At 66.6% G+C, this 26,250-nt stretch carries 20 protein-coding genes; 7 read left to right on the forward strand and 13 right to left on the reverse strand.

Annotation, left to right across the window (positions count from 1 at the left end; translation table 11 throughout):
- Together K3A84_RS03065 and K3A84_RS03070 are read right to left on the reverse strand one after the other, a co-directional pair.
- Entirely contained in the window at nt 1–1,284 is a 1,284-nt protein-coding gene (locus tag K3A84_RS03065) for a hypothetical protein (RefSeq protein WP_225007751.1), read from the reverse strand.
- Between the two features lie 77 nt (nt 1,285–1,361).
- Nucleotides 1,362–1,661: an Hpt domain-containing protein gene (locus tag K3A84_RS03070; protein ID WP_225007754.1), complete on the reverse strand. Its 300-nt coding sequence runs from the start codon at nt 1,659–1,661 to the stop codon at nt 1,362–1,364.
- 71 nt (nt 1,662–1,732) lie between these two features.
- Between K3A84_RS03070 and K3A84_RS03075 the strand changes: the two genes are divergently transcribed.
- On the forward strand, nt 1,733–4,150 hold the full coding sequence (locus tag K3A84_RS03075) for a hypothetical protein (protein ID WP_225007756.1): 2,418 nt from the start codon (nt 1,733–1,735) through the stop codon (nt 4,148–4,150).
- A gap of 8 nt (nt 4,151–4,158) precedes the next feature.
- Here K3A84_RS03075 and K3A84_RS03080 read toward each other — a convergent pair whose 3' ends face one another.
- Together K3A84_RS03080 and K3A84_RS03085 are read right to left on the reverse strand one after the other, a co-directional pair.
- Nucleotides 4,159–5,550 (reverse strand): UdgX family uracil-DNA binding protein, encoded by a 1,392-nt coding sequence (locus tag K3A84_RS03080; protein WP_225007758.1) that lies wholly within the window; start codon nt 5,548–5,550, stop codon nt 4,159–4,161.
- Nucleotides 5,547–6,794 carry a putative DNA modification/repair radical SAM protein gene (locus tag K3A84_RS03085; protein WP_225007760.1) on the reverse strand — a complete coding sequence of 416 codons (1,248 nt, stop codon included), beginning with the start codon at nt 6,792–6,794 and terminating at the stop codon, nt 5,547–5,549. The genes K3A84_RS03080 and K3A84_RS03085 overlap by 4 nt, the downstream gene beginning before the upstream one ends.
- Nucleotides 6,795–6,935: 141 nt before the next feature.
- Between K3A84_RS03085 and K3A84_RS03090 the strand changes: the two genes are divergently transcribed.
- Nucleotides 6,936–7,418, forward strand: a complete 483-nt coding sequence (locus K3A84_RS03090) for a pyridoxamine 5'-phosphate oxidase family protein (protein WP_225007763.1) — start codon at nt 6,936–6,938, stop codon at nt 7,416–7,418.
- 71 nt (nt 7,419–7,489) lie between these two features.
- Here K3A84_RS03090 and K3A84_RS03095 read toward each other — a convergent pair whose 3' ends face one another.
- Entirely contained in the window at nt 7,490–9,067 is a 1,578-nt protein-coding gene (locus tag K3A84_RS03095) for an amino acid permease (protein ID WP_225007765.1), read from the reverse strand.
- 194 nt (nt 9,068–9,261) lie between these two features.
- Between K3A84_RS03095 and panB the strand changes: the two genes are divergently transcribed.
- Together panB and K3A84_RS03105 are read left to right on the forward strand one after the other, a co-directional pair.
- Nucleotides 9,262–10,143, forward strand: coding sequence for a 3-methyl-2-oxobutanoate hydroxymethyltransferase (gene panB / locus K3A84_RS03100; RefSeq protein ID WP_225007767.1), 882 nt, complete (start codon nt 9,262–9,264; stop codon nt 10,141–10,143).
- A gap of 129 nt (nt 10,144–10,272) precedes the next feature.
- Nucleotides 10,273–11,340 (forward strand): DUF475 domain-containing protein, encoded by a 1,068-nt coding sequence (locus K3A84_RS03105; RefSeq protein WP_225008129.1) that lies wholly within the window; start codon nt 10,273–10,275, stop codon nt 11,338–11,340.
- A 4-nt stretch (nt 11,341–11,344) separates the two neighbouring features.
- Here K3A84_RS03105 and K3A84_RS03110 read toward each other — a convergent pair whose 3' ends face one another.
- The 6 genes from K3A84_RS03110 to K3A84_RS03135 all read right to left on the reverse strand — a co-directional run bounded on the left by K3A84_RS03110 (nt 11,345) and on the right by K3A84_RS03135 (nt 19,498).
- Entirely contained in the window at nt 11,345–12,412 is a 1,068-nt protein-coding gene (locus tag K3A84_RS03110; RefSeq protein ID WP_225008130.1) for a CaiB/BaiF CoA transferase family protein, read from the reverse strand.
- Between the two features lie 80 nt (nt 12,413–12,492).
- A complete protein-coding gene (locus K3A84_RS03115) occupies nt 12,493–14,031 on the reverse strand; it encodes a tetratricopeptide repeat protein (RefSeq protein WP_225007771.1) in 1,539 nt (512 codons plus the stop codon).
- Nucleotides 14,032–14,074: 43 nt separating this feature from the next.
- Entirely contained in the window at nt 14,075–15,439 is a 1,365-nt protein-coding gene (gene prsR, locus K3A84_RS03120) for a PEP-CTERM-box response regulator transcription factor (RefSeq protein ID WP_225008131.1), read from the reverse strand.
- Entirely contained in the window at nt 15,439–17,616 is a 2,178-nt protein-coding gene (gene prsK / locus K3A84_RS03125) for an XrtA/PEP-CTERM system histidine kinase PrsK (RefSeq protein ID WP_225007774.1), read from the reverse strand. The genes prsR and prsK overlap by 1 nt, the downstream gene beginning before the upstream one ends.
- Before the next feature lie 13 nt (nt 17,617–17,629).
- Nucleotides 17,630–19,015 carry a TIGR03013 family XrtA/PEP-CTERM system glycosyltransferase gene (locus tag K3A84_RS03130; protein ID WP_225007776.1) on the reverse strand — a complete coding sequence of 462 codons (1,386 nt, stop codon included), beginning with the start codon at nt 19,013–19,015 and terminating at the stop codon, nt 17,630–17,632.
- 198 nt (nt 19,016–19,213) lie between these two features.
- Nucleotides 19,214–19,498, reverse strand: a complete 285-nt coding sequence (locus K3A84_RS03135; protein WP_225007779.1) for a hypothetical protein — start codon at nt 19,496–19,498, stop codon at nt 19,214–19,216.
- 111 nt (nt 19,499–19,609) lie between these two features.
- Here K3A84_RS03135 and K3A84_RS03140 point away from each other — a divergent pair, with 111 nt between their 5' ends.
- Nucleotides 19,610–21,937, forward strand: coding sequence for a patatin-like protein (locus K3A84_RS03140; RefSeq protein ID WP_225007780.1), 2,328 nt, complete (start codon nt 19,610–19,612; stop codon nt 21,935–21,937).
- A 3-nt stretch (nt 21,938–21,940) separates the two neighbouring features.
- Here K3A84_RS03140 and dnaJ read toward each other — a convergent pair whose 3' ends face one another.
- Together dnaJ and dnaK are read right to left on the reverse strand one after the other, a co-directional pair.
- Nucleotides 21,941–23,068 carry a molecular chaperone DnaJ gene (gene dnaJ / locus K3A84_RS03145; protein WP_225007782.1) on the reverse strand — a complete coding sequence of 376 codons (1,128 nt, stop codon included), beginning with the start codon at nt 23,066–23,068 and terminating at the stop codon, nt 21,941–21,943.
- Between the two features lie 71 nt (nt 23,069–23,139).
- A complete protein-coding gene (dnaK, locus tag K3A84_RS03150; RefSeq protein WP_225007784.1) occupies nt 23,140–25,047 on the reverse strand; it encodes a molecular chaperone DnaK in 1,908 nt (635 codons plus the stop codon).
- 167 nt (nt 25,048–25,214) lie between these two features.
- On the opposite strand from dnaK, the gene K3A84_RS03155 reads away from it, so the two are divergent.
- Nucleotides 25,215–25,754 carry a copper chaperone PCu(A)C gene (locus K3A84_RS03155; RefSeq protein ID WP_225007786.1) on the forward strand — a complete coding sequence of 180 codons (540 nt, stop codon included), beginning with the start codon at nt 25,215–25,217 and terminating at the stop codon, nt 25,752–25,754.
- A gap of 2 nt (nt 25,755–25,756) precedes the next feature.
- Nucleotides 25,757–26,230, forward strand: a complete 474-nt coding sequence (locus K3A84_RS03160) for a vgr related protein (protein WP_225007789.1) — start codon at nt 25,757–25,759, stop codon at nt 26,228–26,230.
- The last annotated feature ends 20 nt before the right edge of the window (nt 26,231–26,250 follow it).

The following is a 26,250-nucleotide window of genomic DNA, read 5'->3' on the forward strand; positions in this document are numbered from 1 at the left end:
TTACACGTTGCTGGTTAATGGGCCGTTAGGTGCTTGTCCATCGATGGCTGCCCCATTCTGGCCCAGGTTTGGGCGGGCCAGCGCGAACGCCAGCAGGCCCACCACCATGGCGCCCACCCCGGCATCGAACGCCCGCGAACTCGCCAGGATGGCAAGGACGACCGTGGCCAGCAGGCGATCGCCGAACCATGCCATGCGCCTGCTCGCCGGCAGCACCCGCGCGAGCAGGCGCAGTGCCAGCAGCAGCGCCACTGGCGCAAAGCAGCGCTGCAGCCAGACCACCCCCTCTGCACCCGCGCCGACACGCGCCACCGCAACCGTCACCGCGCTACGCCAGGCGCAGAGCGACACGATGGCGCCATCGAGCGCCCAGCCGAACAATCGCTCGGGCGAAAGCCGCGCCGCGCGCGTCAGCAGCGCATTGCGTTCGATCCGCCCCAGCAGATCTCCCGTTCGGGATACGACCGCGCCCAGACCGCACGCCAGCAGGCCCGCTGCGGTCCAGCCGAACCAGCCAGCACCCAGCCCCAGCAGGACCAGAACCACGGCTGCAAGGTGCAACACGAGCGGCCGCGTTCCGGCATGGAGCAGCGCCGATCCGGCAAGGCGCACCGCCAGCGCTGCGAGCCAGCCCGTCGGCGTAGTGACGAAAGCGCCCGCGGCATGAAGACTGAGCCATTTCGGCTCCATTGCATGGGCCTCCGCCTCGGTCCGCAGCAGCGCCCAGCGCCCTTCGGCGAACACAGGCCCCGGCAGATCGCGCATCGTCAGGTGCGCCTGCACGGCAAGCCGGAGCAGCGCCGATACCGGGTTCCAGTCCGAAGGCAGGTCTCCCAGACCCGCTACAATCCGGCCGGGAACACGCATCGCCCCGGCAAAGGCATGATTGATGTCAATCCGCTCGAACCCGGCGGCGATCCCGGTCTCGACCGGCAGGGTCACGATGGCGGGCCCCGCTTCGAGCAGGCGCAGCGCCTCTCCCGGCGCGGCCAGCAGGCCATCGGCCAGCACGAGCAATTCATCCTCCGGCGCGACCAGCGGCACGATCGCGCGCGTATTGGCGACGACATGGAAGCGCGCGCCGCCCTCCTCGGCCACGTGCTGAAGCCCCACCAGCTCGCCCGTCAGCGTTTCGGCCAGCGCGACGATGCGCTTGCAGCCGAACGCCAACGCCAGCGCCAACTGGTGCCGCAGCACCGAACGACCGCCCACGGGCAGGTCGCCGCGCAAGCCTTGCGGCTCGCCCGGAACGGCTTCGAGCGACGATAGCAGTGCGACACGCAAGCAGAAGGCCTCCTGAGGCGCGTATCGTAGGGCGCGCGCGGGCCCATGCCAAGCCGCAGCGGGAACGTAACGCGATCTCAGGCGGGCCAGTCAGCCAGAAGCGCGCCGATCCGGCGCACAATTGCAGGGTCACCCGGCGCCCCGGCTGCGGCTTCCTCTGCCAGCGCCATCAATTCCGACGCGTGGAAGCTGGCGGCAAGGTTCTGCATGCGCAAGGCCGCCGTGCGCCAGTTGGCGTCGCAGCGGGCGCGCTGGAGCAGATCCAGCTGCGCGCGCGCGCTTTCGGCAAAGGCCATGCCGAGCACGCGAAACAGCTCGGGATCCTCCCCGGCGGCGGCGGCTAGATTCGCGTCGATCGGATAACCAAGGTACGCCATGCGACGAACCTTCGGCTATGCGGGTTAAGGCGGGGTTTAAGGATAGGGCGGAAGCGTGGTATGACTTCGTCATGACTGGGGGATCGCGGATCATTCCGATAGACGGCAGCGTGGGCGACAGCCCCGCGGTCGAGGCTGTGGCAAAGGGCGAGGATGGCGTGGAGACGCGCATGATCGCGCCCGAACCGCTGGAACTGGATACGCCGGAGGAACAACCGGCCGAGTCTCGCCGCGCGATCGCCCCGTTCGTCGCGGGCCTTGCCGTTGCAGGCTGGAGCGCCTTCTTCATCTGGGCCAGCCTGCCCCGCCTGCAGGCTGGGGTCACCCCCGCCGATGGCGCACAACTGATCGCCACTTGGACGATGCCTGTGCTGCTGGTGCTGGTCGTGCTGCTGATCGTTCTGCGCAGTTCCCGGCGCGAGGCAGTGCGGTTCAACGATGCCGCGCGCCTGCTTGCACTAGAATCCGAACGGCTCGAGACCCGGCTGGTCTCGGTCAATACCGAACTGTCGCTGGCGCGCGACTTCATCGCGGCGCAAAGCCGCGATCTCGAGGCGCTGGGCCGCATCGCGGTCGATCGCCTGTCGGGCTCGGCCGGACGCTTGCAGGAGCTGATCACCGGGAACGGCGCGCAAGTCGATCGCATCGGAGAGGTGGCCGACCATGCGCTCGACAACATGGAGAAGCTGCGCACCCAGCTGCCGGTCATCGCCAATGCCGCCAAGGATGTGACCAACAACATCGCCAGTGCGGGCCGCTCCGCCCATGTCCAGATCGAGGATCTGGTCAACGGCTTCCAGCGCCTCAACGAATTCGGCGTCGCCAGCGAACGGCAGGTGGGCCAGGTGCGCGAGCGGGTCGATGCAGCGCTTGCCGCCTTCGACGAGGCTGCCAACCGCATCGGCGCGGTGGCCGACGCCCGCTTCGCCGCGCTCGAACGCCAGAGTGCCAGCCACAACGCAACGCTGGACGCCACCGAACAGGCCGCGCTCGCCGGGCTGGAAATGCGCGCGCGCGCGCTGTCGGCAGAGGCCGAGCAGCTCGACGCCGCGCTCGCCAGCCGCCGCGCGCAGCTCGAACGCGATTTCGAGAGCCAGCGCGACGCTCTGCACCAGCGCCTCGCCGAACTCGACCGCCTCATCGCGGACCGCCGCGCGGCCATCGCCGCCGCCGGGGCGAGCGCCGCCGAAACGCTGGCTGACACGCTCGCGCGGCTCGATACGGCGGTGGACGCCCAGCGCGAACGCCAGCGCGAGGAGGCACGCCTCCTCGCCGAACATTGCGACGCCGTGGCCACCCGCGTCTCCGCCTTTTCGGCGACGATGCGCGCCTCGGGCGATCAAGGGGAACAGACCGCCACCGCCGTCGACCGCGCGATGGACATGCTCAACGCGCGGCTCGGCCAGATGCGCGAGGCGCTGGGCGGCACCGATGCGCAGATCGGCAAGCTCACCGAATCCGCCGTGCGCCTGCTCGAACTGATCCAGGCCGGTGGCGATCACACCCGCACCCAGATCCCCGAAGCGCTGCGCAGCACCGAGGCGGGCCTCCACAGGATCGAGGACCGCGTCTTCGCATTGCGCGACACCTTGCGCGAAGCGGGCGACAGCGGTCGCGCCTTGTCCGAACGCATGGCCGATACGCGCGGCGACGTCGGCGCGATCGACAGCGAAATCGCGCGGATGCAGGAGGCCTTCGCCCGCCGCGCCACCGAGCAGGAAGCCCGGCTCGCCACGCTGCGCGAGGTTCTCGCCGCCGCCCGGAACGAGGGCGAAGCGCTGTCGCAGGACATCGAGGCCCGCCTTTCCGGGGCGGTCGCGAAGCTGTCCGAAGCCGCCGAACAGGCTGGCGCATCGCTGCGCGATGGCACCGCGACCGAGATCGACGCCATGGCCGAACGCCTTGGCGAAGAGAGCCAGGCCGCCATCATGCGGGTGCTGCAGGGCCGTGGGGCCGAACTTGTCGCGCGGCTGGAAGACGCCATCGATACCGCCGCCGCCGCCAGCCGCGACACCGCACTGCAGATGACCGAGCAACTCGCCAAGGTCGACGAACTGGCGACCGCGCTCGAAGACCGCGTCACGCGGGCCCGTGATCGCGCGCAGGAACAGGTCGACAACGATTTCGCGCGCCGCGCCGCGTTGATCACCGAATCGCTGAACTCCACCGCGATCGACATCGCCAAGGCGCTGTCGGCCGATGTCTCGGAAACGGCGTGGGCCTCGTACCTGCGCGGCGACCGGGGCATCTTCACCCGCCGCGCGGTGTCGCTGCTGGAAGGCGGCGAGGCGCGCGCGGTGCAGCAGCACTACGAAACCGACGCCGAGTTCCGTGAACACGTCAACCGCTTCGTCCACGACTTCGAGGGGATGCTGCGCCAGTTGCTCTCCACCCGCGACGGCAATGCGCTGGGCGTCACGCTGCTCTCGTCCGACATGGGCAAGCTCTATGTCGCGCTGGCACAGGGGATCGAACGCCTGCGCACCTGAGCCGCGCGTCAGGCCGCCTGCACGCGCACCCGGCCGGCGACGGCGCGCAGGTCTTCGGCGAAGCGCCGCTCCTCGGTTGCCCTGGCCTCGTCCGTCAGGCGCAGCAGATAGCTAGGGTGCGTGGTGATCCACAGCTCCGCGCCGTCCTCCAGCACATGCGGGCGACCGCGTTCCTTCTGCACGCTGACAGTCCGCCCCAGCAGCCCCCGCGCCGCGCTGGCGCCCAGCGCAAGGATCACGCGCGGGCGCACGAGGACGCGTTCACCTTCCAGCCACCAGCGGCAGGTGTCGATCTCCCCCGCAGTGGGCGATTGGTGCAGGCGGCGTTTGCCGGTGGGCGTGAACTTGAAGTGCTTGACCGCGTTGGTCAGGTAGGCGCGGGGCAGATCGATGCCAGCCTCGTCCAGATGCGTGCGCAACACCTGCCCCGCGGGCCCCACGAAGGGGCGCCCGGCCTGCTCTTCGACATCGCCCGGCTGCTCGCCCACGATCATCAGCCCAGCCCGGTCCGGCCCCTCGCCCGCCACCGCCTGCGTGCCGTTGCACCCGATCGGACAGCGCCGACACGCCTGAACCAGTTCGGCGATTTCGCGTAAGGTATCGGGCCGCTCGCCCATTTCCGGCGATCCTTGCGCCACCATCCTCGCCTCGCGCGCCTGTGCCGTAGCGATTAGCTGGGGAATAAGCGCCGCCTCGGGCATGTTCTTCCAGTACCGTCGGGGCATCTCCTTGAGCATGGCTCCGACTTTCAAACGCGCCGGGTTGAAGATCGACGCATAGTAGCCGCGCCACAAGTCCTCGGTCGGATCACCAGCCGGCGCATCGGCTGCCTGCGCGGGCGGGCCTTCCTGCAAGGTCTCGCCGTCCCAGTGCAGCGATCCCAGTGGCGTCAGGATCGACCAGCGCATGGTAGTGAAACGCCGCACGAAGAACCCGGCATTGGCGCGCAGGATGTGGTGGTCGGGTTCGAACCACGCGACGTAGCGCTCGCTTCCGTCCGGCTCCTCGACCGCGCGGAAGCGCAGGAAGGCGCGCATCTTGTGGATATCGCGCCGCACCTGCTGCGCCAGCCGCTCCGCACGGCGCACGTCGGGGTCGGCCTGGTCCTCCATCAACCGCGGCTGCCCCTGAAGTCTCCAGAGCAGGCGATATAGCAAGGAAAATCGTTCTGGATCAGAGTGAAGAAATACGCTTTGCGCAACCTGCATGAAGGCCAGAGCCACGCGTGGCTGATGCGTATCAACCGCCGCTCCCCCTTGCTCCGGCACCGGGAGCGCAAACAGATCACCGGCTGCCGCATCCCACGTAGCGTGATCGGGCGGCGTGCCCGCGCGCAGCAGGTCGCGCGCGCGGTCGCGCCACGCTTCAAAATCATCAGCCGGAGACGGCAATGACCTCACCCCACGAACAGTTCGAGTTGCTCGGCCTTCCTCGGTGCCACCAAAGCGCGCAAGTCGGCGCGATCGGTCAACAGCACCGGCCGCCAGTCCTCGGTGACGATGAACGGGCGCACCTTGGCCAGCGATACGGTCAGCCGCCCCACGTCTTCCAGCCGCAACCGGCGCTGGCACCGCGCCGCCAGGATCGCATTCACCGCCTTCACCCCCAACCCCGGCACGCGCAGCAGTGCCTCGCGCGGGGCGCGGTTGCAATCGACCGGGAAGCGCTCACGAAACTTGAGTGCCCAGGCGAGCTTGGGGTCGATGTCGAGCGGCAGCATCCCCCCCTCGTCCGCCGCCTGCTGCACTTCCTGTGGCGCATAGCCATAGAAGCGCATCAGCCAGTCCGACTGGTAGAGCCGATGCTCGCGGATCAGCGGCGGACGTTTCAGCGGCAGCACCGCGCTGGCGTCAGGGATCGGGCTGAACGCCGAGTAGTACACGCGGCGCAAGGCAAAGCGGCCGTAAAGCGTGCTGGCGCGCCCGACGATATCGACATCGCTGGCTGCGTCGGCGCCCACGATCATCTGCGTCGATTGCCCGGCGGGCGCAAACCGGGGCGCAGACCGGAACCGCCGCCGCGCATCCTTTGCCTCGACGATCGCATCCTTGACCGTGCCCATCGCGCCTTCGATCTGCACCGCTGACTTGTCGGGCGCGAGTCGGGTCAGCCCGGCGACGGTGGGCAGTTCGACATTGATCGAGACGCGATCGGCATAAAGCCCCGCCTGCGCGACCAGTTCCGGGTCCGCTTCGGGAATCGTCTTAAGGTGAATGTAGCCACGAAAATCGTGCTCTTCCCGCAGGATACGGGCGACTTCTATCAACTGCTCCATGGTGTGGCTGGAGCTTTTGAGGATGCCCGAAGAAAGGAACAGTCCTTCGATATAATTGCGGCGATAGAACGCCAGCGTCAGGTCGACCACTTCCTGCGGCGTGAACCGCGCGCGGCGCGTGTTCGAACTCTTGCGGTTGATGCAGTAGTGGCAATCGAACACGCAGTGGTTGGTCAGCAGGATCTTGAGCAGAGAGATACATCGACCATCAGGCGCATAGGCATGGCAGATGCCCATGCCTTCGGTCGAACCGATGCCCTTGCCGTCCTTGCTGTTGCGTTTGGCCGTGCCGGACGATGCGCACGAGGCATCATACTTTGCCGCATCGGCCAGGATCTCGAGTCGTTCCATCACGGATTGCTGCGCCATTTGTTCTTTATATGTTCCCGCCACCGCCGTGACCAGCCCCTGCGCGCCACCGCCTGCGCCGCTGCCCATTCGGGCCGGGAACGGAACCAGCCGGGCCTGCCTGCCGTTTCGACCCTTGGATGAAGCAACAGGATGGATGCGATGAAATATGATCAGGGCAACCCGCAGGAATTGAAGGAAAAGTTCTGGAAGGCGCTGTCGGCCTCCCCGTATCTCATGCTCCAGCTCGATCAGGATCCGGATTCGGCGGCGCCGATGACTGCCCAGCTCGACCGCCACGCGGACAGCGCGATCTGGTTCTTCACCTCACGCGACAACCGCTTCGCCCGCATGGGCGCGGCAACCGCCACGTTTGCGTCCAAGGGTCATGACTTGTTCGCACGCTTTGCCGGGACGCTGGTCGAGGAAACCAGCCGGGAACGGCTGGACGAACAGTGGAGCACCTTCGTCGAGGCGTGGTTTCCCGGCGGCAAGGACGATCCGAACCTGCTGATGCTGCGCATGGATCTGGGCGATGCCTCGATCTGGGCGGGCGAAGTCGGCGCGCTCAACACCGTGAAGATGGCTCTGGGCATGAACGTGACCGACGACATCAAGGGCGGCTTCGCGCAGACGACGCTCTGACAAGCCTTCCCATGTGAAAAGGGCGCCTCCCGCGCGGGGGAGACGCCCTTTTTCATGCGGTATGGCGCCGATCAGGCCACCGGCGGAACCGGCTGCGGCGGAACGTCGCTGTCCTCTTCGTGGACCTCGACCAGCCCGCGCCCGACATGGCTCATGCGGTAGCCATAGGCGAAGTAGAACAGCAGCCCGATCGCGCCCCACACCGGCAGCACGATCATCGCTTCGAACGGCAGGTTGAAGAACAGGAACACGCAGCCCGCCGCCGCGATCGGCCCGATTACCCACACAAGCGGGGTGCGGAAAGGACGAACGCGGTTGGGATCGCGCAGGCGCAGGATCAGCACGGCGACCGCCACCATGAAGAAGGCGAACAGCGTGCCCGAGTTCGAGATGTCAGCCAGTTGGCCCACCGGCAGCAGCGCGGCGGCAATCGCCACGAACACGCCGGTCACCATCGTCACGACGTGCGGCGTCTTCCACTTCGGGTGCACGCTGGCGAGCTTTTCGGGCAGCAGCCCATCGCGCGCCATCACGAAGAAGATGCGGGTCTGGCCGAACATCATCATCAGGATGACCGAGGGCAGCGCGAGGTTCGCGGCCAGGCCGATCAGGTCGCCCGCCCACGAATAGTTGATCGCGCGCAGAACGTGCGCCAGCGCCTCGTTCGAGCAGACCAGCGGCTGCTGCCCTTGCGCGGCAAGCTGCGCGCACTGCTGGGCAAACTCGGCCGATCCCGGAGCGATGCCAAGACCCGCCGGCTGCGCGCCGATCGCGCCGATCGCACCAGCGGCGACGAGCAGGTAGAACACGGTGCAGATGGCAAGGCTGCCGATCAGGCCAATGGGAACGTTGCGCTGGGGGTTCTTGGTCTCTTCCGCCGCGGTAGAAACCGCGTCGAAACCGACATAGGCAAAGAAGATCGACGAGGCAGCGCCGACGATGCCCATGCCCGAGGTGCCCGCCGGGCCGAACCAGCCATTGGGCGCAAACGGGGCGAAGTGCGCACGATCAAGCACCGGCAGCGTCAGGAAGATGAACATTGTCAGCGCAGCGACCTTGATCGCCACCAACACCGCGTTGAACGTGGCGCTTTCCTTGGTCCCGCGCACCAGCAACGCGGTGACCGCCAGCGCGACGAAGATTGCAGGAACGTTGATCAGCCCGGTCGAGAAATCGGGATGGGGAATGTACCCGTTCATTGTCCAGGTCGGTCCGGCCCTCAGCATGTCGGGCAGTTCGAACCCGGTAAGACTCTTTACAAGCCCCATGAAGTAGCCAGACCAACCCACGGAAACAGCAGATGCTGCCACCGCGTATTCGAGGATCAGCGCCCAGCCGACCATCCAGGCCAGCAGTTCGCCGACCACGGCGTAGCTGTAAGTATAGGCAGATCCCGAAACCGGCACCATCGAGGCCAGTTCCGAATAGCAGAGCGCCGCGACCGCGCAGACGAAGCCCGCAATGACGAAGCTCCACATCATGCCAGGCCCGGCCTTCTGCGCGGCGGCAGCGGTCAGCACGAAGATGCCTGTGCCGATGATCGCACCGACCCCGAGCAGGGTCAGCTGAACAGGACCTAGCGAGCGATGGAGGCCTTTTTTCTCTGCGGTGGCCAGAATGGCGTCGAGTGGTTTGACGCGACCGAACATGCATTTCTCCCGAACGCGGGCGGCGCAACGCACCACCCCCTTGCAGTGGTTGCACCAGTAACCAGGTTATGCCACCGGACGCTAGCGGGTCGCCGGACCTGCGCAAAGCGCTTTTTCCCCAGCCTTGCGCGCACGCTTGCGGGTTTTCGCCCATGGGCTAGAACCTTTGCCCTTGAAGGGAGAGAACTTTTCCGATGTCCACCACCTTCCAGCTCGATACCGCCACCAGCCGCGCCAACCCGACGCCTGCGCCGATGAAGCGCCTGACCATCCCCGCCGTGCGCCAGCGCAAGCAGGATGGCGTCACGCAAGACCCCGTGGTGATGTTAACGGCTTACACCGCAAGGCAAGCGCAACTGCTTGATGCACATTGTGATTTGCTGCTCGTCGGAGATTCGCTCGGCCAGGTGATCTATGGCCTGCCGTCGAGTGTGCCGGTGACGCTGGACATGATGATCGCGCACGGTGCGGCGGTGGTACGCGGGTCGTACCATGCCGCTGTGGTGGTCGACATGCCCTTCGGCACGTATGAGGAAAGCCCCGAACAAGCCTTTAAAAATGCCAGCAAGATATTGAAAGAAACAGGTTGTGCCGCAATCAAGCTGGAAGGCGGCGAGGCGATGGCGCCCACGGTCGCTTTCCTGACGCAGCGCGGCATTCCGGTGATGGGCCATGTCGGACTGACCCCGCAGGCGGTTAACGTGCTGGGCGGCTACAATGCACGTGGCCGCAGCGATGCCGAAGCCGCCAAGATCGTCGGCGACGCCAAGGCGCTGGACGATGCCGGCGCCTTCGCGGTCGTGATCGAAGGCGTCGTCGAACCGATCGCCATCGCAATCACGCAGGCGGTTTCGTGCCCGACCATCGGCATCGGCGCTTCGGCGCAGTGTGACGGTCAGGTGCTGGTTACCGAGGACATGCTGGGGATGTTCGAACGCGTGCCCCGCTTCGTCAAAGTCTATGAAAACATTGCCGAAGTCATTTCTGGCGCAGCGGCGAAATATGCCAAGGAAGTGCGTGCCCGCACTTTCCCCGGGGTCGAACAGACCTACCAGCCGCGCGCGCCCAAGGCCTGAACAGAACGACACCTAAAAGGGGTAGAACGACACCTAGGCGTCCCTGAAGGCTTTGCGAACGCTGTCCGGGCGGGCTAGAGGCGCGCCCGGACCGTCAAACAGGATACACGCGCCTTGCCCAACCCATCCCTGCTCGCCAACTTCAAGGGATCGATCCTTTTCACCATCGCCTGCCTAGCGCTGGCGGTCGCCTATGGCTGGTGGCAGACCCAATCCGTTTCGGCGACGCTGTCGCTGGTGTGGATCGTCGTCGTCCTGTCGGTGCTCGAAGTGTCGCTGTCGTTCGACAACGCCGTGGTGAACGCCACGGTGCTCGAGGAGATGGACGAAGTCTGGCAGAAGCGATTCCTGACCTGGGGCATGGTGATCGCCGTGTTCGGGATGCGGATCGTGTTTCCGCTCGCCATCGTCGCCATGGCGGCAGGCATCGGCCCGGTCGAGGCGTTGCAACTCTCGTTGCGCGAACCTGCCCGTTATGAAGCCATCGTCAGCAGCGCGCATATCGGCATCGCGGGCTTTGGCGGTGCGTTCCTGGCGATGGTGGGCCTCTCGTTCTTCTTCGACGATGAAAAGGACGTCCACTGGATCGACTGGATCGAGGAAAAGCTGGCGCTGTTCTCGAACGTCAAGGCCGCCGAAATCGCCCTGCTGCTGTTGGCGTTGTGGGGCGTTTCGCTGCTGCTGCCGCCCCACGAAGCGCTGACCTTCATGGTATCGGGCGCGCTGGGCATCGTGGCGTTCATCGCGGTGGAGGCCATCGGCACCGTGCTGGAAATGCGCGACGCCGCGCAGAAGGCGGCGGGCGCGGTGGTGCGCTCAGGGCTGGGTGGGTTCCTCTACCTCAACGTGCTCGACGCCTCGTTCAGCTTCGACGGCGTGATCGGCGCTTTTGCCTTGTCGAACAACATGATCGTGATCGCGCTCGGCCTGTCGATCGGCGCGATGTTCGTGCGCTCGATGACCATCCTGCTGGTCCAGCGCGGGACGCTGTCGGAATACCGCTATCTGGAACACGGCGCATTCTGGGCGATCATCGCACTGGGCGGCATCATGCTCGCGTCGGCGCGCTACGAAATTCCCGAGACCGTCACCGGCCTGATCGGCGCGGTACTGATCGGCGCTTCCCTCTACTGGTCGGTGCGCCACAACCGGAAGTTCCCGGACGGCGAAATCGAGGCCGCCGTCCGGGCAGATTAAGGCCTTAATCCAGCGGCACGCTGGCCAGCTTCGGTTCGGGCGCGGGCGTACCGAGGAAGCGCGGCGCGGGGCGCGGCTGGACCATGCCTTCGACCGTGGTGAAGGTGCCGCGCGCGACGTTGTGCGGATGCGACGGCGCTTCGGCGAGGCTGAGCACGGGCGCGAAGCAGATGTCGGTGCCGTCCATCAGCGCGCACCATTCGTCGCGCGTCTTCGTCAGGATCAGCGCCGCGATGCGCTCCTTCAGTTCGGGCCACTGGGTGGGGTCCATCTGGCGCTGGAACTGCGGATCGGCGGTCAGGCCGGTTTTTTCCATCAGCAGCGCATAGAACTGCGGCTCGATCGAGCCGAGCGAGATCCACTTGCCGTCCGAGGTTTCGTAGGTGTCGTAGAAGTGCGCGCCGCCATCGAGCAGGTTGGTGCCGCGTTCGTCCTTCCACGTGCCGTTGCCGTAGAACGTCCAGGTCATGCCCGACAGGATCGCCGCGCCATCGACCATGGCCGCGTCGATCACCTGCCCCTTGCCCGTGCGCTGGGCGGAGAACACGCCCGCCATGATGCCGAAGGCCATGACCATGCCGCCGCCGCCGAAATCGCCCACGGCGTTGACCGGGAACTGCGGCTTGCCGCCCGCCTGGCCATAGGTGTGGAGCGCGCCCGACAGCGCGATGTAGTTGATGTCGTGGCCGGCAAGCGGGGCCATCGGACCGTCCTGGCCCCAGCCGGTCATGCGGCCGTAGACGAGCTTGGGATTGTCGGCGAGCAGGGCCTCGGGACCGAGCCCAAGGCGCTCCATCACGCCGGGACGGTAGCCTTCGACAATGGCGTCGGCTTCCTTGACCAGTTCGCGGATGCGGAGAATCGCGGCGGGGTCCTTGAGGTCCAGTTCGATGCGAACGCGGTTGCGGTTGAGGATGTCGCGCTGGCCGGCGTCGCCATGGCGGCCGGGCTTGCCCGGGCGTTCGATGCGAATCACCTTCGCGCCATGGTCGGCAAGCATCATGCAGGCGAACGGCCCCGGTCCGATGCCTGCGAATTCCAGAACCGTAAGACCTTCGAGCGCGCCTGCCATCATCCACTCCCAATGAATTTAATTGATCGATTGAAAAGGGGAATAGACGCAGCCGAGCGGGCCTGTCGAGAGGTAATCGGCTAACGGATGAACGTCCCTTGCCCGCGCGCCTCCAGTGCCCGTGCCAGTGCGGCGCGGGCATCGGCGGGCCCGCCATCGCGCCAGCCCGCCGCCAGCAGCTTCATGGCGGCAAGGCTCGACGGATTCTGCGCGAGGTAGCGCGAGGTCATGCCGTTGGCGTCCTGCCGCCGTCCCAGCGCCCGCAGCGCGGCGTCCATGCGGCGCAGGACGGGTTCGGTGAAACGGATCGCGGCGGCGCTCTGATAATCGTCGAGTGCGTCCGCTGTGCGCCCTTGCATCATCAGCACGTCGCCCGACAGCAGCCAGGCTTCGGAGGCGCCGGGGTTGGCATCGCGCAGGGTGTCGGCAACATCCTGCGCCTCGTCCTTGCGGCCCGCGGCCAGCAGCGCACGCGCATAGGGCACGGCATTGACGGCAAAGCGCGGAGCGTCGGCGTAGCGCTGGGCGAGGACCGGCAGGGGGGCATCGGTACGCAGCGGCTGGGGCGGGCGCGCGCCATGCACGGCCGCACGCGCGAGCAGTGCCTTCGCCCGCGCGGGCTGGCCGAGCCGCGACCACGAACGCCCGACGATGTCGAGCAGATAGGGCGCAGCATCGGGTGCCTGCGCATCGGCATCGAAGCGCGCGACCACCTGCCGCGCATCGCCCATGCGATCGAGCGCACGAGCGAGCAGTCGCCGCGCCTGTGCGTTTTCTGGCTGGAGGCGGACGAGGCGGTCGAACTGTTCGACCGCGACGTTGACGTTGCCCGCGCGGTATTCGAGCACGCCTGTCAGCAGGATAGCAGCAGGCACGTTGCGCATCGCGGTGCCGGTGCGCAGCAGGATGGCGCGGGCAAGGTCGGTTTCGCCTGCCCGCGCGGCCAGCACGGCCTGAAGGTAGAGCGGGCGCGGGTTCTTCGGGTCCACGTCGATGATCTTGCGGCACACGATCAACATCGCGCGATATTCGCCGATATCGCCCAGCGTGGCGGCATATTCACCGAGCAGGCCGGGGTCGTCGGGCTGGAGCCGCAAGGCCGCCTCAAACCAGGGCAGCGCGGCGACGAGGCCATACTGTTCGCGGATCAGCATGCCCCGCAGCGCCAGTGCGCGCGGGTTGCGCGGATCGAGCTGGACGGCATGATCGGCCGCGGCCACCGCCTGCGCCTGTTCGCCGCCTGAAAAGCGCAAGGAGGCGATTTCCGTCCACAAGTCGGCGTCGTTGGGCGTGATGGCGAGCGCGCGGTCGAAGGCTTGTGCCGCGCCGCCCAGGTTGCCCTCGGACAATTCGAGCTGGCCGCGCACGCGCCAGCCGAGCCCGGCGCTGTCAGGGGTGAAAGCCCCCTGCACGAGCAGCTTGCGCGCTTCGCCGCGTTCCCCCTGCCGCAGCAACGCCTCGCCCAGTTGCGCGCGCAGCGCATCGAGCGGCGCGCCAGCCTTGACCGCCTGGCGCAAAATCACCTCGGCGGCGATGGCATCGCGCTTGGCAAGCGCCTTGACCGCCGCTGCGCGCGCGGCCTCGATCGGCCCGCCACCCGCGCTGGCAGGTGCGGCCAACGCCGCCGCCAGGGCGAGCGCGAGCAGCGACCGAAGGCGCCGATCAGGCCTGCAGGTCGTACTGCTTGAGCAAGTCATAGAGCGTCGGACGGCTGATCCCCAGAAGGCGCGCAGTGCTGGAGATATTGCCTTCGCTGCGCGCCAGCGCGTGGCGGATCACCTTGCGGTCGGTCGCCTCGCGCGCGGACTTGAGGTTGAGCGGGTTCTCCGCCTCGTCCGCACCATCGCCCAGATCGAGATCGGCGGCGGTCACCAGCTTGCCATCGGCCATGATGACCGCCCGCTTCACGCGGTTTTCCAGTTCGCGCACGTTGCCCGGCCAGCCCCATGCGTCGATCGCGGCGAGCGCGTCGGGAGCGAAGCCCTTGACCTGCGGGTTCATGTCCTTGGCAAAGCGCGTCAGGAACACCTTGGCCAGCAGCGTTGCGTCGCCGGGGCGTTCGGCAAGGCTGGGGATGCGCACGACAATTTCGGCCAGGCGATAGTACAGGTCTTCGCGGAAACGGCCATCGGCGATCATCGCGTCGAGATTCTGGTGCGTGGCGCAGACGATACGCGTGTCGACCTCGATCGACTTGCGCCCGCCGATGCGCTCGATCGTGCGTTCCTGCAGGAAGCGCAGCAGCTTGACCTGAAGCTGGAGCGGGATGTCACCCACTTCATCGAGGAACAACGTGCCGCCATCGGCCAGTTCGATCTTGCCCTCGGTGGTCTTGACTGCGCCGGTGAACGCACCCTTTTCGTGGCCGAACAGTTCGCTTTCGAGCAGGTTTTCGGGGATCGCGGCGCAGTTGATGGCGATGAACGCGCCCTTCGACCGGGTGGAAGCTTCGTGCAATCCGCGCGCGAGCAGTTCCTTGCCGGTCCCGCTTGCGCCGAGCAGCATGACCGAGACGCTGGTGTTGGCAACGCGCTCGATCGTGCGGGCGACCTTGACCATCTCGGGCGCGCCGGTGATCATCCGGCCCAGCACGCGGTTGTCCTGCGGCGCGCGCTCGGCCAGCTGGCGGTTCTCCACCTCCAGCCGGTGGACGTGGAGCGCGCGGCGCACGATCAGGCCCAATGCGTCGATATCGACAGGCTTCTGGTAGAAGTCGTAGGCCCCTTGCGCGATCGCGCGTTGCGCGCTTTCACGCGCGCCGTGGCCAGACGCGACGACGACCTTGGTATCGGGCTTGAGCGCGGTGATCGCATCGAGCACGGCAAAGCCTTCGCTGGTGCCATCGGGATCGGGCGGCAGGCCAAGATCGAGCGTGACCACCGCCGGTTCCTCCGAACGCAACAGCGCCAGCGCGCTGGCGCGGTCCCCCGCGATGAACACCTCGAAATCCTCATAGGCCCACTTGAGCTGGGCCTGCAGGCCGGGATCGTCCTCGACGATCAGCAGTTTGGGGCGTTCGTCCGCCATCATGCCACTTTCTTCGTGTTGTCGTTGTCGTCCGGGCCGTGGCTGCCGGACATGGATTCGATGAGACTGGCCGTCGCCGCCAGCGGCAGGCGCACGGTAAAGCGGCTGCCAAGGCCTTCGCGGCTTTCGACGTCGAGCCGCCCTCGCATGGCGGTGACCAGTTCGCGCGCCTCGAACGCGCCAATGCCGAAGCCGCCCTGTTTGGTCGAGACGAAGGGCTTGAACAGGCGGTTGCGCACGAAATCGGCGCTCATGCCGCAGCCGGTATCGATCACCTCGACATAGCCCCACAGGCTTTCGCTGCGGGTCTGGAGGAACACCGCCATGCCCGGCGGGCTGGCATCGACCGCGTTCTGGACAAGGTGCAGCAGCACCTGTTCGAGCGTTTCGCGATTGGCCAGCACCTTGCACGGCTGGGCATCGGTGACATAGACGCGCGAGACGTCGACGGTCTGCAAGCCGGCGATCCCCTGCCCCTGCATCGCATCGTAGCGCGCGGCGATGGCGCGGATCACATCGGCCGCGTCGATCTCCTCCAGCCGCTCGACATTGCCCGTGCCATAGCGCGACAGGCGCGCGAGCAGGGCATTTAGCTTGTCCGCCGCGCTGCGCAGGGTGACGAGCATGTCCTTGCGGAACTCGGGGTTGTCGGCATGCCGCTCGGCATTGCGCGACAGCAGCGCCAGCTGGCTCGCCAGGTTCTTGATATCGTGCATCACGAAGGCGATGCGGCGGTTGAACTCGTCGAAGCGGCTGGCTTCGAGCAGCGCCATCTGGCCGCCATGCTCGGCAAGGTAGCTCGCCAGCTGCTGGCCGACGACGCGCAACAGGTCGAAGTCCTCCCAATCGAGCTTGCGCGGCAGCGGCGGGTGGCCGAGCACGACAAGGCCGACAAGGCGGTCGAAGTGGAGCAGCGGCACCAGCGCCCAAACGCTCTCGTCCTCGACCAGCCAGCGCGGCATCAGCGCGGTCTCGCCTTCGTGATCGATCCCGGCGCGGATCTCGTCGCAATCGACGATGAACCCGCGACGTTCGAAGAACGCGGCGCTGGAGGCGGTCATCGCTTCGGCGGGGACTTCGATGGTCGGCCACTGCCAGCGCGCGGCCAGCACCAGCTCGCCATGTTCGCCCGGCACCAGCAACAGCCCGCGAGCGCTGTCGGTGATGTCGGCGACCGCCTGCACCACGCGATCGTGCAGCGGCGTGGCGCCCGCCCCGCCGCGCCCGATCGTGCGAGTGAAGCGCAGCCACTCGGCACGGTAGTCATAGCGGTGCTGGAAGAAATGCTTGGCCAGCAGGACGTTGAGATAGCCGCGCAACCGCCGCGAGGGCACCAGCGCAACGACCACGATGGTGGTGGCAAAGGCAAAGCCCAGTTGCGCCAGCTGGCCGACATTGCCGCCCAGCCAACTGAGCGACTGCGCCGCCGCGACCATCGCCATCATGTAGCCGCCGATCACCAGCAGCGAGAGCGACTGGAACGCCACCGTGCGCGAGGGCGAGAAGCGCAGCATGGATTGCCCGCGCAGCGCGCCCACGAACAGCAGCAGCACCGCGAACAGGCTGGCGAGCCCGCGCAGCGCGGCCATTTCCGCCGGGATCTGGTTGCCGAGATAGGCGATGGTGAAATAGTTGAGGTCGTAACCCCACAGCACCGCCAGCGCCGCGCAGGTCCAGCGCACCGCCGCGCGCTGGACCGACAGCGCACCGACGTAGAGGTTGTGGACCAGCACCAGCCCGCCCGTCACCAGCAGCAGGCGGAACATGACCGACATCTGGAAGATCATCGACTGCGCCGCCGGAATGCCCGAAAAGCGGACGTTGAGCAGCAGCAGGCCGGGCTGGAACAGTTCGAGCAGGGCCAGCACGATCAGCACCGGGCGCACCGGGCCGACGCTGGTGTGCCGCCCATCGCGCGCGAACAGGGCATAGACCACGCCCAGCCAGGCAAGGTTGCGCAGCACTTCGGCCGCCTGCGTCACCAGGTATTCCTGCCCGATCCCGGCCGCGAACAGCGACCACAGCGCGTTCAGCCCCAGCGCGGCGATCTGGCTGCGGCTGGCCGGCTTTCCGCGCCGGCGACGGTCGGCCAACCACACCGCCAGCAGCATGGCTCCGAACGCGGCCAGCAGGAAGGCCCATTGGCCCAGGCCATTCCAGCCCAGAGGCGTCAGCATCGCCCCGCCCTCCTCAACGCGCGCCTTCGCGCCAGATCACCACGCGCAGCGTCTGCAACAGGATGATCAGGTCGAGAAACGGCGAATAGTTCTTGGCGTAGTAGAGGTCGTATTCGAGCTTGTGGCGCGCATCCTCGATCGACGCGCCATAAGGATAGTTGATCTGCGCCCACCCGGTGATGCCCGGCTTGGTCATGTGCCGCTCGGCATAGTAGGGTAGCTGCTGCTCCAGTTCGGAGACGAACTCGGGCCGCTCAGGGCGCGGTCCGACGAAGCTCATGTGGCCCTTGAGCACGGTCCAGGCCTGCGGCAACTCGTCGATGCGCACCTTGCGAATGAAGCGGCCGATGCGCGTGACACGAGGATCGTTTTCCTGCGCGAACTGCGCACCGTCCACTTCGGCATCGGTGCGCATCGAACGCAGCTTGATCAGGTTGAACGGCTCGCCATAGAGCCCCACGCGGGTCTGGCGGAAGAACGCCGGGCCGCGGCTGTCTAGCTTCACCAGCAGGGCGAACAACGCGACAACCGGCAGCGTCGCCACCAGCAGGGCGAGGCTGACGATCACGTCGAACAGCCGCTTGAACGCAGCCGACAGCATCCGCCCCGACGAAAAGCCGTCCGAGAAGATCAGCCAGCTGGGGTTGACGGTATCGAGATCGACGCGGCCGGTCTCGCGCTCGATGAAGGTCGAAAAGTCGCTGACGTGGACGCCGGTGGTCTTGATCCGCAGCAGGTCCTGCAAGGGCAGTGCGTTGCGCCGCTCCTCCAGCGCCAGCACCACCTCGCCCACGCCGAGGTTGTCGACATAACGCGTCAGGTTATGGATCGCCGAACGCGCGATGGCTTCCTCGATGGCGTGCTTCTGGTCGCTCATGGCGACATAACCGACAATGACGAAACCAGCCTCGGGCCGCTCGGCCAGCTTGCGCAGGCGGTCTGCCCGCGCGCCCGCGCCCAGCACCAGCACGCGCCGCCGGAACGGTGCGGTGCCCAGCACCCCGCCCAGCACCACGCGCACGAACACCAGCAGCACGATCGCGATGCCCATCGCGTAGAACAGGTTCGAGCGCCACAGCGTGCGCCCCGGCAGCAGGAAATAGACCACCGACAGCGCGATGATCCCCAGGCTCACCGCCACCAGCAGCCGGGCGGTGGCATAACGCATCGAGCGCAAGGCATCGGAGCCATAGACCCCCACCGCGATCATCGCGAGCTGCACCAGCACCGCGAAGCTGAGCAGCGGCGCAATGCGCTGCGAGGCGATGCCGGGGTCCATCCCGATCTGCCGCGCACGAAGATACCAGCCGAGTTCCCCCGCCACGATCAGCAGGATGAAATCGACCAGCGCCAGCACGATCACGGCGTTGGGAATGTAGTGCTTGAAAAGCCGGAACATCTGCCTGCCGTCACTCCGCTCGCCACCGTCCCGGTCATGGGGACCGCGCCGCCTGTGCGGCAGTACTATCCCCCGGACGTAAAGCGTCGGTAAATTTGACAGCACCTTTCGGCCAGGCAAGTGATAAAAATACAGCAAAAAGGCGCACCCGGATGATCCGCGTGCGCCCTTCTGTCGATTCTGCTTACAGTTGCAGCGTTACTTCTGCGTCACCTTGTCGGCGGCATCCTGCGCAGCGTTGCCCACCTTGTCGGCCGCCGCGCCGACATCGCGCGCGGCACCTGCGATGGCGTCGTCCTTGGCCGCGCGGCTGTTCGACATGTTCGAGAAGATGTAGACCGCCGCGATCAGCGCGACGATGGCAACGATGGCCAGCAGCCACCCGGCGCCGCCGCCCGAACTCGGACGAACTTCGTAGACGGTGGTGTGGGTGTGCGTGGCGCCCACGGGGCGTTCGACTTCGACGATGCGTTCTTCGACCATGATGCTGGCACCTTTCAGAACAATTTCAGCTTGCCCGGAAAATGCCTGCGAGGCCCGCTTGTTCCGCCATGCCTACTGGCAAGGCGCGCCCGGGCCTGTCATGCTGTACCGATGCGGCAAAAGGAACTTCGCATCGCGCTGGTCTGCTATGGCGGAATCAGCCTTGCCGTCTACATGCATGGCGTGACCAAGGAGTTGTGGCGCGCGACCCGCGCCAGCCGTGCCTTCCATCGCCCGGCACCGGATCAGGAGCCCCGCTCGACCGGCGTCGAAGCCGTCTATCGCGGCCTGTTCGAAGCCGCGCACGACCTGCGGGGCATGAAGCTGCGCCTCCTGCCCGACATCATCTCGGGCGCGAGCGCGGGGGGCATCAACGGCGTGTTTCTGGGACAGGCGCTGGCGACGGGGCAGAGCCTTGAACCACTGACCACGCTATGGCTCGAACGCGCCGACATCGACGTGCTGCTCGATCCCGACGCCAAGCCGTGGGGGCGCTTCGCCAAGTTCTGGGCGCAGCCGATCGTGTGGTTCGTGCTGAAATGGCCGGGCAACGTGGTCTCGCGCACGGTGGCCGAGGGCACGCGCTCTGAAGTGCGGCGCAAGGTCTCGCGCCTGATCCGGGCCCGCTGGTTCGCCCCGCCGTTCAGCGGAATCGGCTTTTCACGCCTGATCGCCGAGGCATTGGACGCCATGGCAACGGCCGGTGCGGACGGCGGGCCGGTACTGCCCGAAGGCCACCCGCTCGACTTGTTGGTGACGGCGACCGATTTCAACGGCCACCTCGAGGAACTGCGGCTCAACAGCCCGGCGCAAGTGGTGGAAAGCGAACACCGCCTCGCCATCGCCTTCCGCCGCGCTGCAGGCGGCCCCGGCACACACGACCTTGCGCCCTGCCCCGACATGGTCTTCGCCGCGCGCGCCACTGCAAGCTTTCCCGGCGCTTTTCCGCCGCTGACCGTGGCCGAGATCGACCAGCTGGTCGATGAACGCGGGCTCGGCTGGCCGGGCCGCGAAGCGTTCCTGCGCCGGATCATGCCCAGCCGCTGGAAGCGCGGGCATATCGACGGGGCCGCGCTCGTCGATGGTGCGGTGCTGGTCAATCGTCCCTTCGCGCAGGCCATGGGCGTGCTGCGCGACCGCCCCGCACAGCGCGAGGTCGACCGCCGTTTCGTCTATATCGACCCAAGCCCCGACCACATGCGCATCGCGCCCAAGGGCGGCGCGACGGTCGGCTTCTTCTCGGCGATTTTCGGCTCCCTCTCCTCGATCCCGCGCGAACAGCCGATCCGCGACAACCTCGAAGCCCTGGAGCAGCAATCGCGCGAGCGGGGGCGGATGCGCGCGATCGTCGATGCCTTGCGGCCCGAGATCGAGGACGCGGTGGAAAAGCTGTTCGGCTACACGCTGTTCTTCGATTCCCCCACGCTCAAACGGCTGACCGGCTGGCGCAACAAGGCGCAGCAAGCCGCCGCCGAACAGGCAGGCTTCGCCTTTCACGGCTATGCGCAGGTCAAGCTGGCCGGGATCGTGTCCGACCTTGCCGAACTGGTCTGCGAAGCCGCGCCGGACGCCGCCACGCGTCCCGCCGTGGAATCGGCGCTGTGGCGACACCTGTCCGCGCAAGGGCTCGACCACCTCGCCGAACTGCGCGGCGGGGCGCGGGCAGACGCGATCGCCTTCTTTCGCAGCCACGACCTGTCCTTCCGTATCCGCCGCCTCAAGCTGCTCGCGCGCCGCCTGACCTACGACTGGGACGAGGCCGAAGGCGTCGCCCCCGCCGATCGCGAAGCGGCGCGCGACATGGTCTACCGCGCGCAGGCGCTTTATCAGGGGCGCGAGACGGTTGCGGGCCTTGGCCCCGGATTTACCGAGACCGCCGCCGTCGCCACCTCCGATCCCGCCGCCGTCCTGGCCGCCATCGCCGCGCGACGCGACCTGATGGGTATCGACCTTCAGGTCGACGCGATGATCGTCGCCGCGCTCGAAGCGATGAGCAAGCCGCTGCGGCGACGCTTTCTCCACGCCTATCTGGGCTTTCCGTTCTACGACGTGGCCACGCTGCCGTTGCTGCAGGGCGAAGGCCTGGGCGAGTTCGATCCGGTCAAGGTCGATCGCATCTCGCCCGACGATGCCACCTCGATCCGGCCGGGCGGTACCTTCGCCTGCCTGCGCGGGGTGGAATTCTTCAACTTCGGCGCGTTCTTCAGCCGCGCCTATCGCGAAAACGACTACCTGTGGGGCCGCCTGCACGGGGCCGAGCGCATGATCGACCTGATCGCCTCGACGGTCGAACCCACGCTGCCGAACGATGTCGTGCGCCGGTTCAAGCGCGATGCGTTCCTGGCGATCCTCGACGAAGAAAAGGCCCGCCTCGTTGCCGAGCCGGGCCTTGTCGAAGGGATCGAACGCGAAGTGCGCGCCGCTTTCGCGGACGCCTGACGCTTATTCGGTCAGGTCGCTCCACACGTCCTTGATGCGTTCGAAAAAGCCCTTGGATTGCGGGCATTCCTCCCCGGTTTCGGTCGCCTGGAATTCGCGCAGCAGTTCCTTCTGGCGCGCAGAAAGCTTCGACGGCGTTTCGACCTGGATCTCGATCACCAGATCACCTGCGCCACGCGCCTGCAGCACCGGCATCCCGGCGCCGCGCTTGCGCAACTGCTTGCCTGACTGGATGCCAGCCGGAATGTCGATCTGGTGGCGTTCGCCATCGAGGCCGGGAATCTCGATCGAGCCGCCCAGCGCCGCCGTGGTGAAGCTGATCGGCGCGCGGGTGAGCAATGTCGTGCCTTCCCGTTCGAACACGCGGTGCCGCTTGATGTGGAGGAAGATGTAGAGATCGCCCGGCGGCGCACCGAACGGCCCCGCCTCGCCCTTTCCGGCAAGGCGAATGCGCGTGCCGTTGTCGACGCCCGGCGGAATCGTGACTTCAAGCTTCTGCTCGGCATCGACGCGGCCTTCGCCCCGGCAATGCTTGCACGGCTTTTCGATCACCTCGCCCCGGCCGTGGCAGGTGGGGCACGGCCGTTCGACCATGAAAAAGCCCTGCTGCGCACGGACCTTGCCATGCCCGCCGCACAAGTTGCAGCGCCGCGCCGACGTGCCCGGCTGCGCGCCCGAACCCTCGCACGGTTCGCACTTCTGCGAAATTTCGACCGCGATTTCGGCCTGTTTGCCATGGAAGGCGTCTTCGAGACTGATCTCCATGTCGTAGCGCAAGTCCGCGCCACGGCGGGCCTGCTGACGTCCGCCGCCGAACCCGCCGCCGAAGATGCTTTCGAAGATATCGCCGAGATCGCCGAAGTCGCCGCCGCCGAATCCGCCACCGCCGCCTGTACCGCCTTGCTGGAACGCAGCATGGCCATAACGGTCATAGGCCGCGCGCTTCTGGGGATCTGAGAGGCAGCCGTACGCCTCGTTGATCTGCTTGAACTTCGCCTCGCTCTCGGCACATCCCGGATTCTTGTCCGGGTGGAACTTCATGGCGAGCTTGCGATAGGCGGACTTGAGCGTCTTGTCGTCCGCGGTGCGCTCGACCTCGAGCAGCTCGTAGAAATCAATCTCGGCCGACATTGCGGTTCCCTGCATAGACAACCCGCCGCCCACGGATCTGACGCGAGCGGCGGGCTGGTTTCATCGCAACATCACTTGGTATCGTCGACTTCCGAGAACTCGGCATCGACCACATCGTCATCGGCCTTGGGTGCGTCGCCGCCCGGAGCCGAAGAAGCGGCCTGCTCCTTCTCGTAGATCGCCTGGCCCATCTTCATGGCCTTTTCCGTGAGCGCCTGGGTCTTGGCGTTCATGTCGTCGGCGTTGCCGCCTTCGATGGCCTTCTTGGCGTCGGCGATGGCGGCTTCGATCTCGCCCTTCAGCGTAGCGTCGATCTTGTCGCCGTTTTCTTCGAGCTGGCGCTCGGTCGCGTGGACGAGGCTTTCGGCGTTGTTCTTCGCCTCGGCGTCGGCGCGACGCTTCTTGTCCTCTTCGGCGAACTTCTCGGCATCGCGCACCATCTGGTCGATGTCGGCGTCCGAAAGACCACCCGAGGCCTGGATGCGGATCTGCTGCTCCTTGCCGGTGCCCTTGTCCTTGGCGCTGACGTTCACGATGCCGTTGGCGTCGATGTCGAAGGTCACCTCGATCTGCGGAACCCCGCGCCGCGCCGGCGGAATGCCGACGAGGTCGAACTGGCCGAGCAGCTTGTTGTCCTGCGCCATCTCGCGCTCGCCCTGGAAGACCCGGATCGTCACCGCCTGCTGGTTATCCTCGGCAGTCGAATAGACCTGGCTCTTCTTGGTCGGGATCGTGGTGTTGCGGTCGATCATCCGGGTCATGATGCCGCCCAGCGTCTCGATGCCCAGCGACAGCGGGGTCACGTCGAGCAGCAGCACGTCCTTGACGTCGCCCTGCAGCACGCCGGCCTGAATCGCCGCCCCCATGGCGACGACTTCGTCCGGGTTCACGCCGGTGTGCGGTTCCTTGCCGAAGAACTCCTTCACCACTTCACGCACGCGCGGCATGCGGGTCATGCCGCCCACGAGCACGACGTCATCGATGTCCTTGGCGGTGACGCCGGCATCGGCCAGCGCCTTCTTGCAAGGCTCCAGCGTGCGCTGGATCAGGCCCGCCACCAGCTTTTCAAGGTCGGCGCGGGTGATCGTTTCGACGAGGTGCAGCGGGGTGGTGCTGCCACCTTCCATGCGCGCGGTGATGAACGGAAGGTTGATCTCGGTGGTCTGGGCCGAAGACAGTTCGATCTTCGCCTTTTCCGCCGCTTCCTTCAGGCGCTGCAGGGCGAGCTTGTCGCCGCGCAGGTCCATGTTCTCCTTGGCCTTGAACTTGTCGGCCAGGTATTCGACCACGACCGTATCGAAGTCTTCACCGCCGAGGAACGTGTCGCCGTTGGTCGACTTCACCTCGAACACGCCGTCGCCGATTTCCAGCACGGAGATGTCGAAGGTGCCGCCGCCAAGGTCATAGACCGCGATCGTCTTGCCGTCCTGCTTGTCGAGGCCATAGGCCAGCGCCGCCGCAGTCGGCTCGTTGATGATGCGCAGCACTTCGAGGCCCGCAATCTGCCCGGCGTCCTTGGTCGCCTGGCGCTGCGCGTCGTTGAAGTAGGCCGGAACGGTGATGACCGCCTGCGTGACCGTCTCGCCAAGATAGCTCTCGGCGGTTTCCTTCATCTTCTGCAGCGTGAAGGCCGAGATCTGCGACGGGCTGTAGTCCTGCCCACCGGCCGTCACCCACGCATCGCCGTTCTTGCCCTTGGCGATCGAATAGGGGACGAGGCTCATGTCCTTCTGGGTCAGCGGATCGTCGTAGCGACGGCCGATCAGACGCTTGACCGCGAAAATGGTGTTGTCCGGGTTCGTGACCGCCTGGCGCTTGGCCGGCTGACCGATCAGACGTTCGCCGTCCTTGGTGAAGGCGACGATGGAAGGCGTCGTGCGCGCGCCTTCGGAATTCTCGATGACCTTGGGCGTGCCCCCATCCATGACCGCGACGCAGCTGTTGGTCGTGCCAAGGTCGATACCGATAACTTTAGCCATGGTTTCCCCAATTCCTTCCAAAAGAGACACCGCGAGACCTGTCGCCCCCCTGCCGGGCGGGCGGCGTTGTGCGGCTCCGACGAGGGGCGATATAGGTGCGCTTCGACTTGGCACAAGGGCTCGGCCGCACTAGGTCAGGAACTCTCTTTCGAATGGAGTGGAAACCTATGCGCGCCCAGTATCTTGCCCTTGGCTCGGCCCTTGGCTCAGCTATTGTCCTTGCGCTGGCGGCATGCAGCGAAAAGCCCGCGCAGGCTCCTGATGCGACCGCATCGGCTCCCGCTGCGGCAGGCCCGGAGGCCGCGCCCGGCATCACCGTTTCCGACGCCACGGTGCGCCTGCCCGCCGTTCCGGGCAACCCCGGCGTCGCCTATTTCACCATCGCGCAAGGATCGGGCGCACCGCGCAAGGTGGCCGCCATCCACGTCGATGGCGTCGAGCGCGCCGAAATGCACGAAAGCGCCATGAAGAACGGCGTTTCGACCATGGGCGCGGTCAGCGAAGTGGCGCTCGAACCCGGCAAGACCGTCCAGTTCGCGCCCGGCGGCTACCACGTCATGCTGTTCGGGCTGGCCGACACGGTGAAAGCGGGCGGCACGGCGGAACTGACGGTCACGCTCGACAACGGCGACAAGGTCAGCGTCTCGGCCAAGGTCGAAGGCGTGGGCGGCGGTGATGCCATGGGCGATCATGCCATGAAGATGTGAGGATGGCCGACAATTCCGAACGCGCGCTGACGCCCGGCGAATGCGCGCTCGTGTGCAGCGTGTTCGGCGAAGCCATCGCGCTGGAGCCGGTCCGCCTGAAACGCCGCCGGTTCTTCCCCTTCCAGCCGCGCGGCACGGTGATGGCCCCGATGGGCCACATCCATTTCCACCCCCGCGGCCCGCACTGGCGCGAAGACTTCGCGCTCGCGCCACTATCGCTGCAAGGGCTGTTCATCCACGAGATGGTCCACGTCTGGCAGACCCAGCAAAGAGGCCGCTGGTGGCTGCCACTGATGCGCCACCCCTTCTGCCGCTACGACTATCGCTTCGTGCCCGGCAAACCGTTCGGAGCCTATGGCATCGAACAGCAGGCAGAGATCGTGCGGCATTGGTTTTTGGCACGGCACGGATTCAGGCACGACCACGCTCCGTCTCACGAAGCATTCGCTCGCCTAATACCGTTTACGAATAGTTGAGATGATTTCCGTAGTATGCT

Source organism: Novosphingobium percolationis, from assembly GCF_020179425.1.
GTDB lineage: Bacteria > Pseudomonadota > Alphaproteobacteria > Sphingomonadales > Sphingomonadaceae > Novosphingobium > Novosphingobium percolationis.

Bases quoted from the DNA above. Each gene is read 5' to 3' on its own strand.
- K3A84_RS03070 (WP_225007754.1), bottom strand. From the start codon at position 1,661: ATGGCGTACCTTGGTTATCCGATCGACGCGAATCTAGCCGCCGCCGCC.
- panB (WP_225007767.1), top strand. From the start codon at position 9,262: ATGTCCACCACCTTCCAGCTCGATACCGCCACCAGCCGCGCCAACCCG.
- K3A84_RS03155 (WP_225007786.1), top strand. From the start codon at position 25,215: ATGCGCGCCCAGTATCTTGCCCTTGGCTCGGCCCTTGGCTCAGCTATT.
- prsR (WP_225008131.1), bottom strand. From the start codon at position 15,439: ATGGCGGACGAACGCCCCAAACTGCTGATCGTCGAGGACGATCCCGGC.
- K3A84_RS03095 (WP_225007765.1), bottom strand. From the start codon at position 9,067: ATGTTCGGTCGCGTCAAACCACTCGACGCCATTCTGGCCACCGCAGAG.
- dnaK (WP_225007784.1), bottom strand. From the start codon at position 25,047: ATGGCTAAAGTTATCGGTATCGACCTTGGCACGACCAACAGCTGCGTC.
- K3A84_RS03160 (WP_225007789.1), top strand. From the start codon at position 25,757: ATGGCCGACAATTCCGAACGCGCGCTGACGCCCGGCGAATGCGCGCTC.
- K3A84_RS03135 (WP_225007779.1), bottom strand. From the start codon at position 19,498: ATGGTCGAAGAACGCATCGTCGAAGTCGAACGCCCCGTGGGCGCCACG.
- K3A84_RS03090 (WP_225007763.1), top strand. From the start codon at position 6,936: ATGAAATATGATCAGGGCAACCCGCAGGAATTGAAGGAAAAGTTCTGG.
- dnaJ (WP_225007782.1), bottom strand. From the start codon at position 23,068: ATGTCGGCCGAGATTGATTTCTACGAGCTGCTCGAGGTCGAGCGCACC.
- prsK (WP_225007774.1), bottom strand. From the start codon at position 17,616: ATGCTGACGCCTCTGGGCTGGAATGGCCTGGGCCAATGGGCCTTCCTG.
- K3A84_RS03075 (WP_225007756.1), top strand. From the start codon at position 1,733: ATGACTGGGGGATCGCGGATCATTCCGATAGACGGCAGCGTGGGCGAC.
- K3A84_RS03085 (WP_225007760.1), bottom strand. From the start codon at position 6,794: ATGGCGCAGCAATCCGTGATGGAACGACTCGAGATCCTGGCCGATGCG.
- K3A84_RS03110 (WP_225008130.1), bottom strand. From the start codon at position 12,412: ATGGCAGGCGCGCTCGAAGGTCTTACGGTTCTGGAATTCGCAGGCATC.
- K3A84_RS03130 (WP_225007776.1), bottom strand. From the start codon at position 19,015: ATGTTCCGGCTTTTCAAGCACTACATTCCCAACGCCGTGATCGTGCTG.
- K3A84_RS03140 (WP_225007780.1), top strand. From the start codon at position 19,610: ATGCGGCAAAAGGAACTTCGCATCGCGCTGGTCTGCTATGGCGGAATC.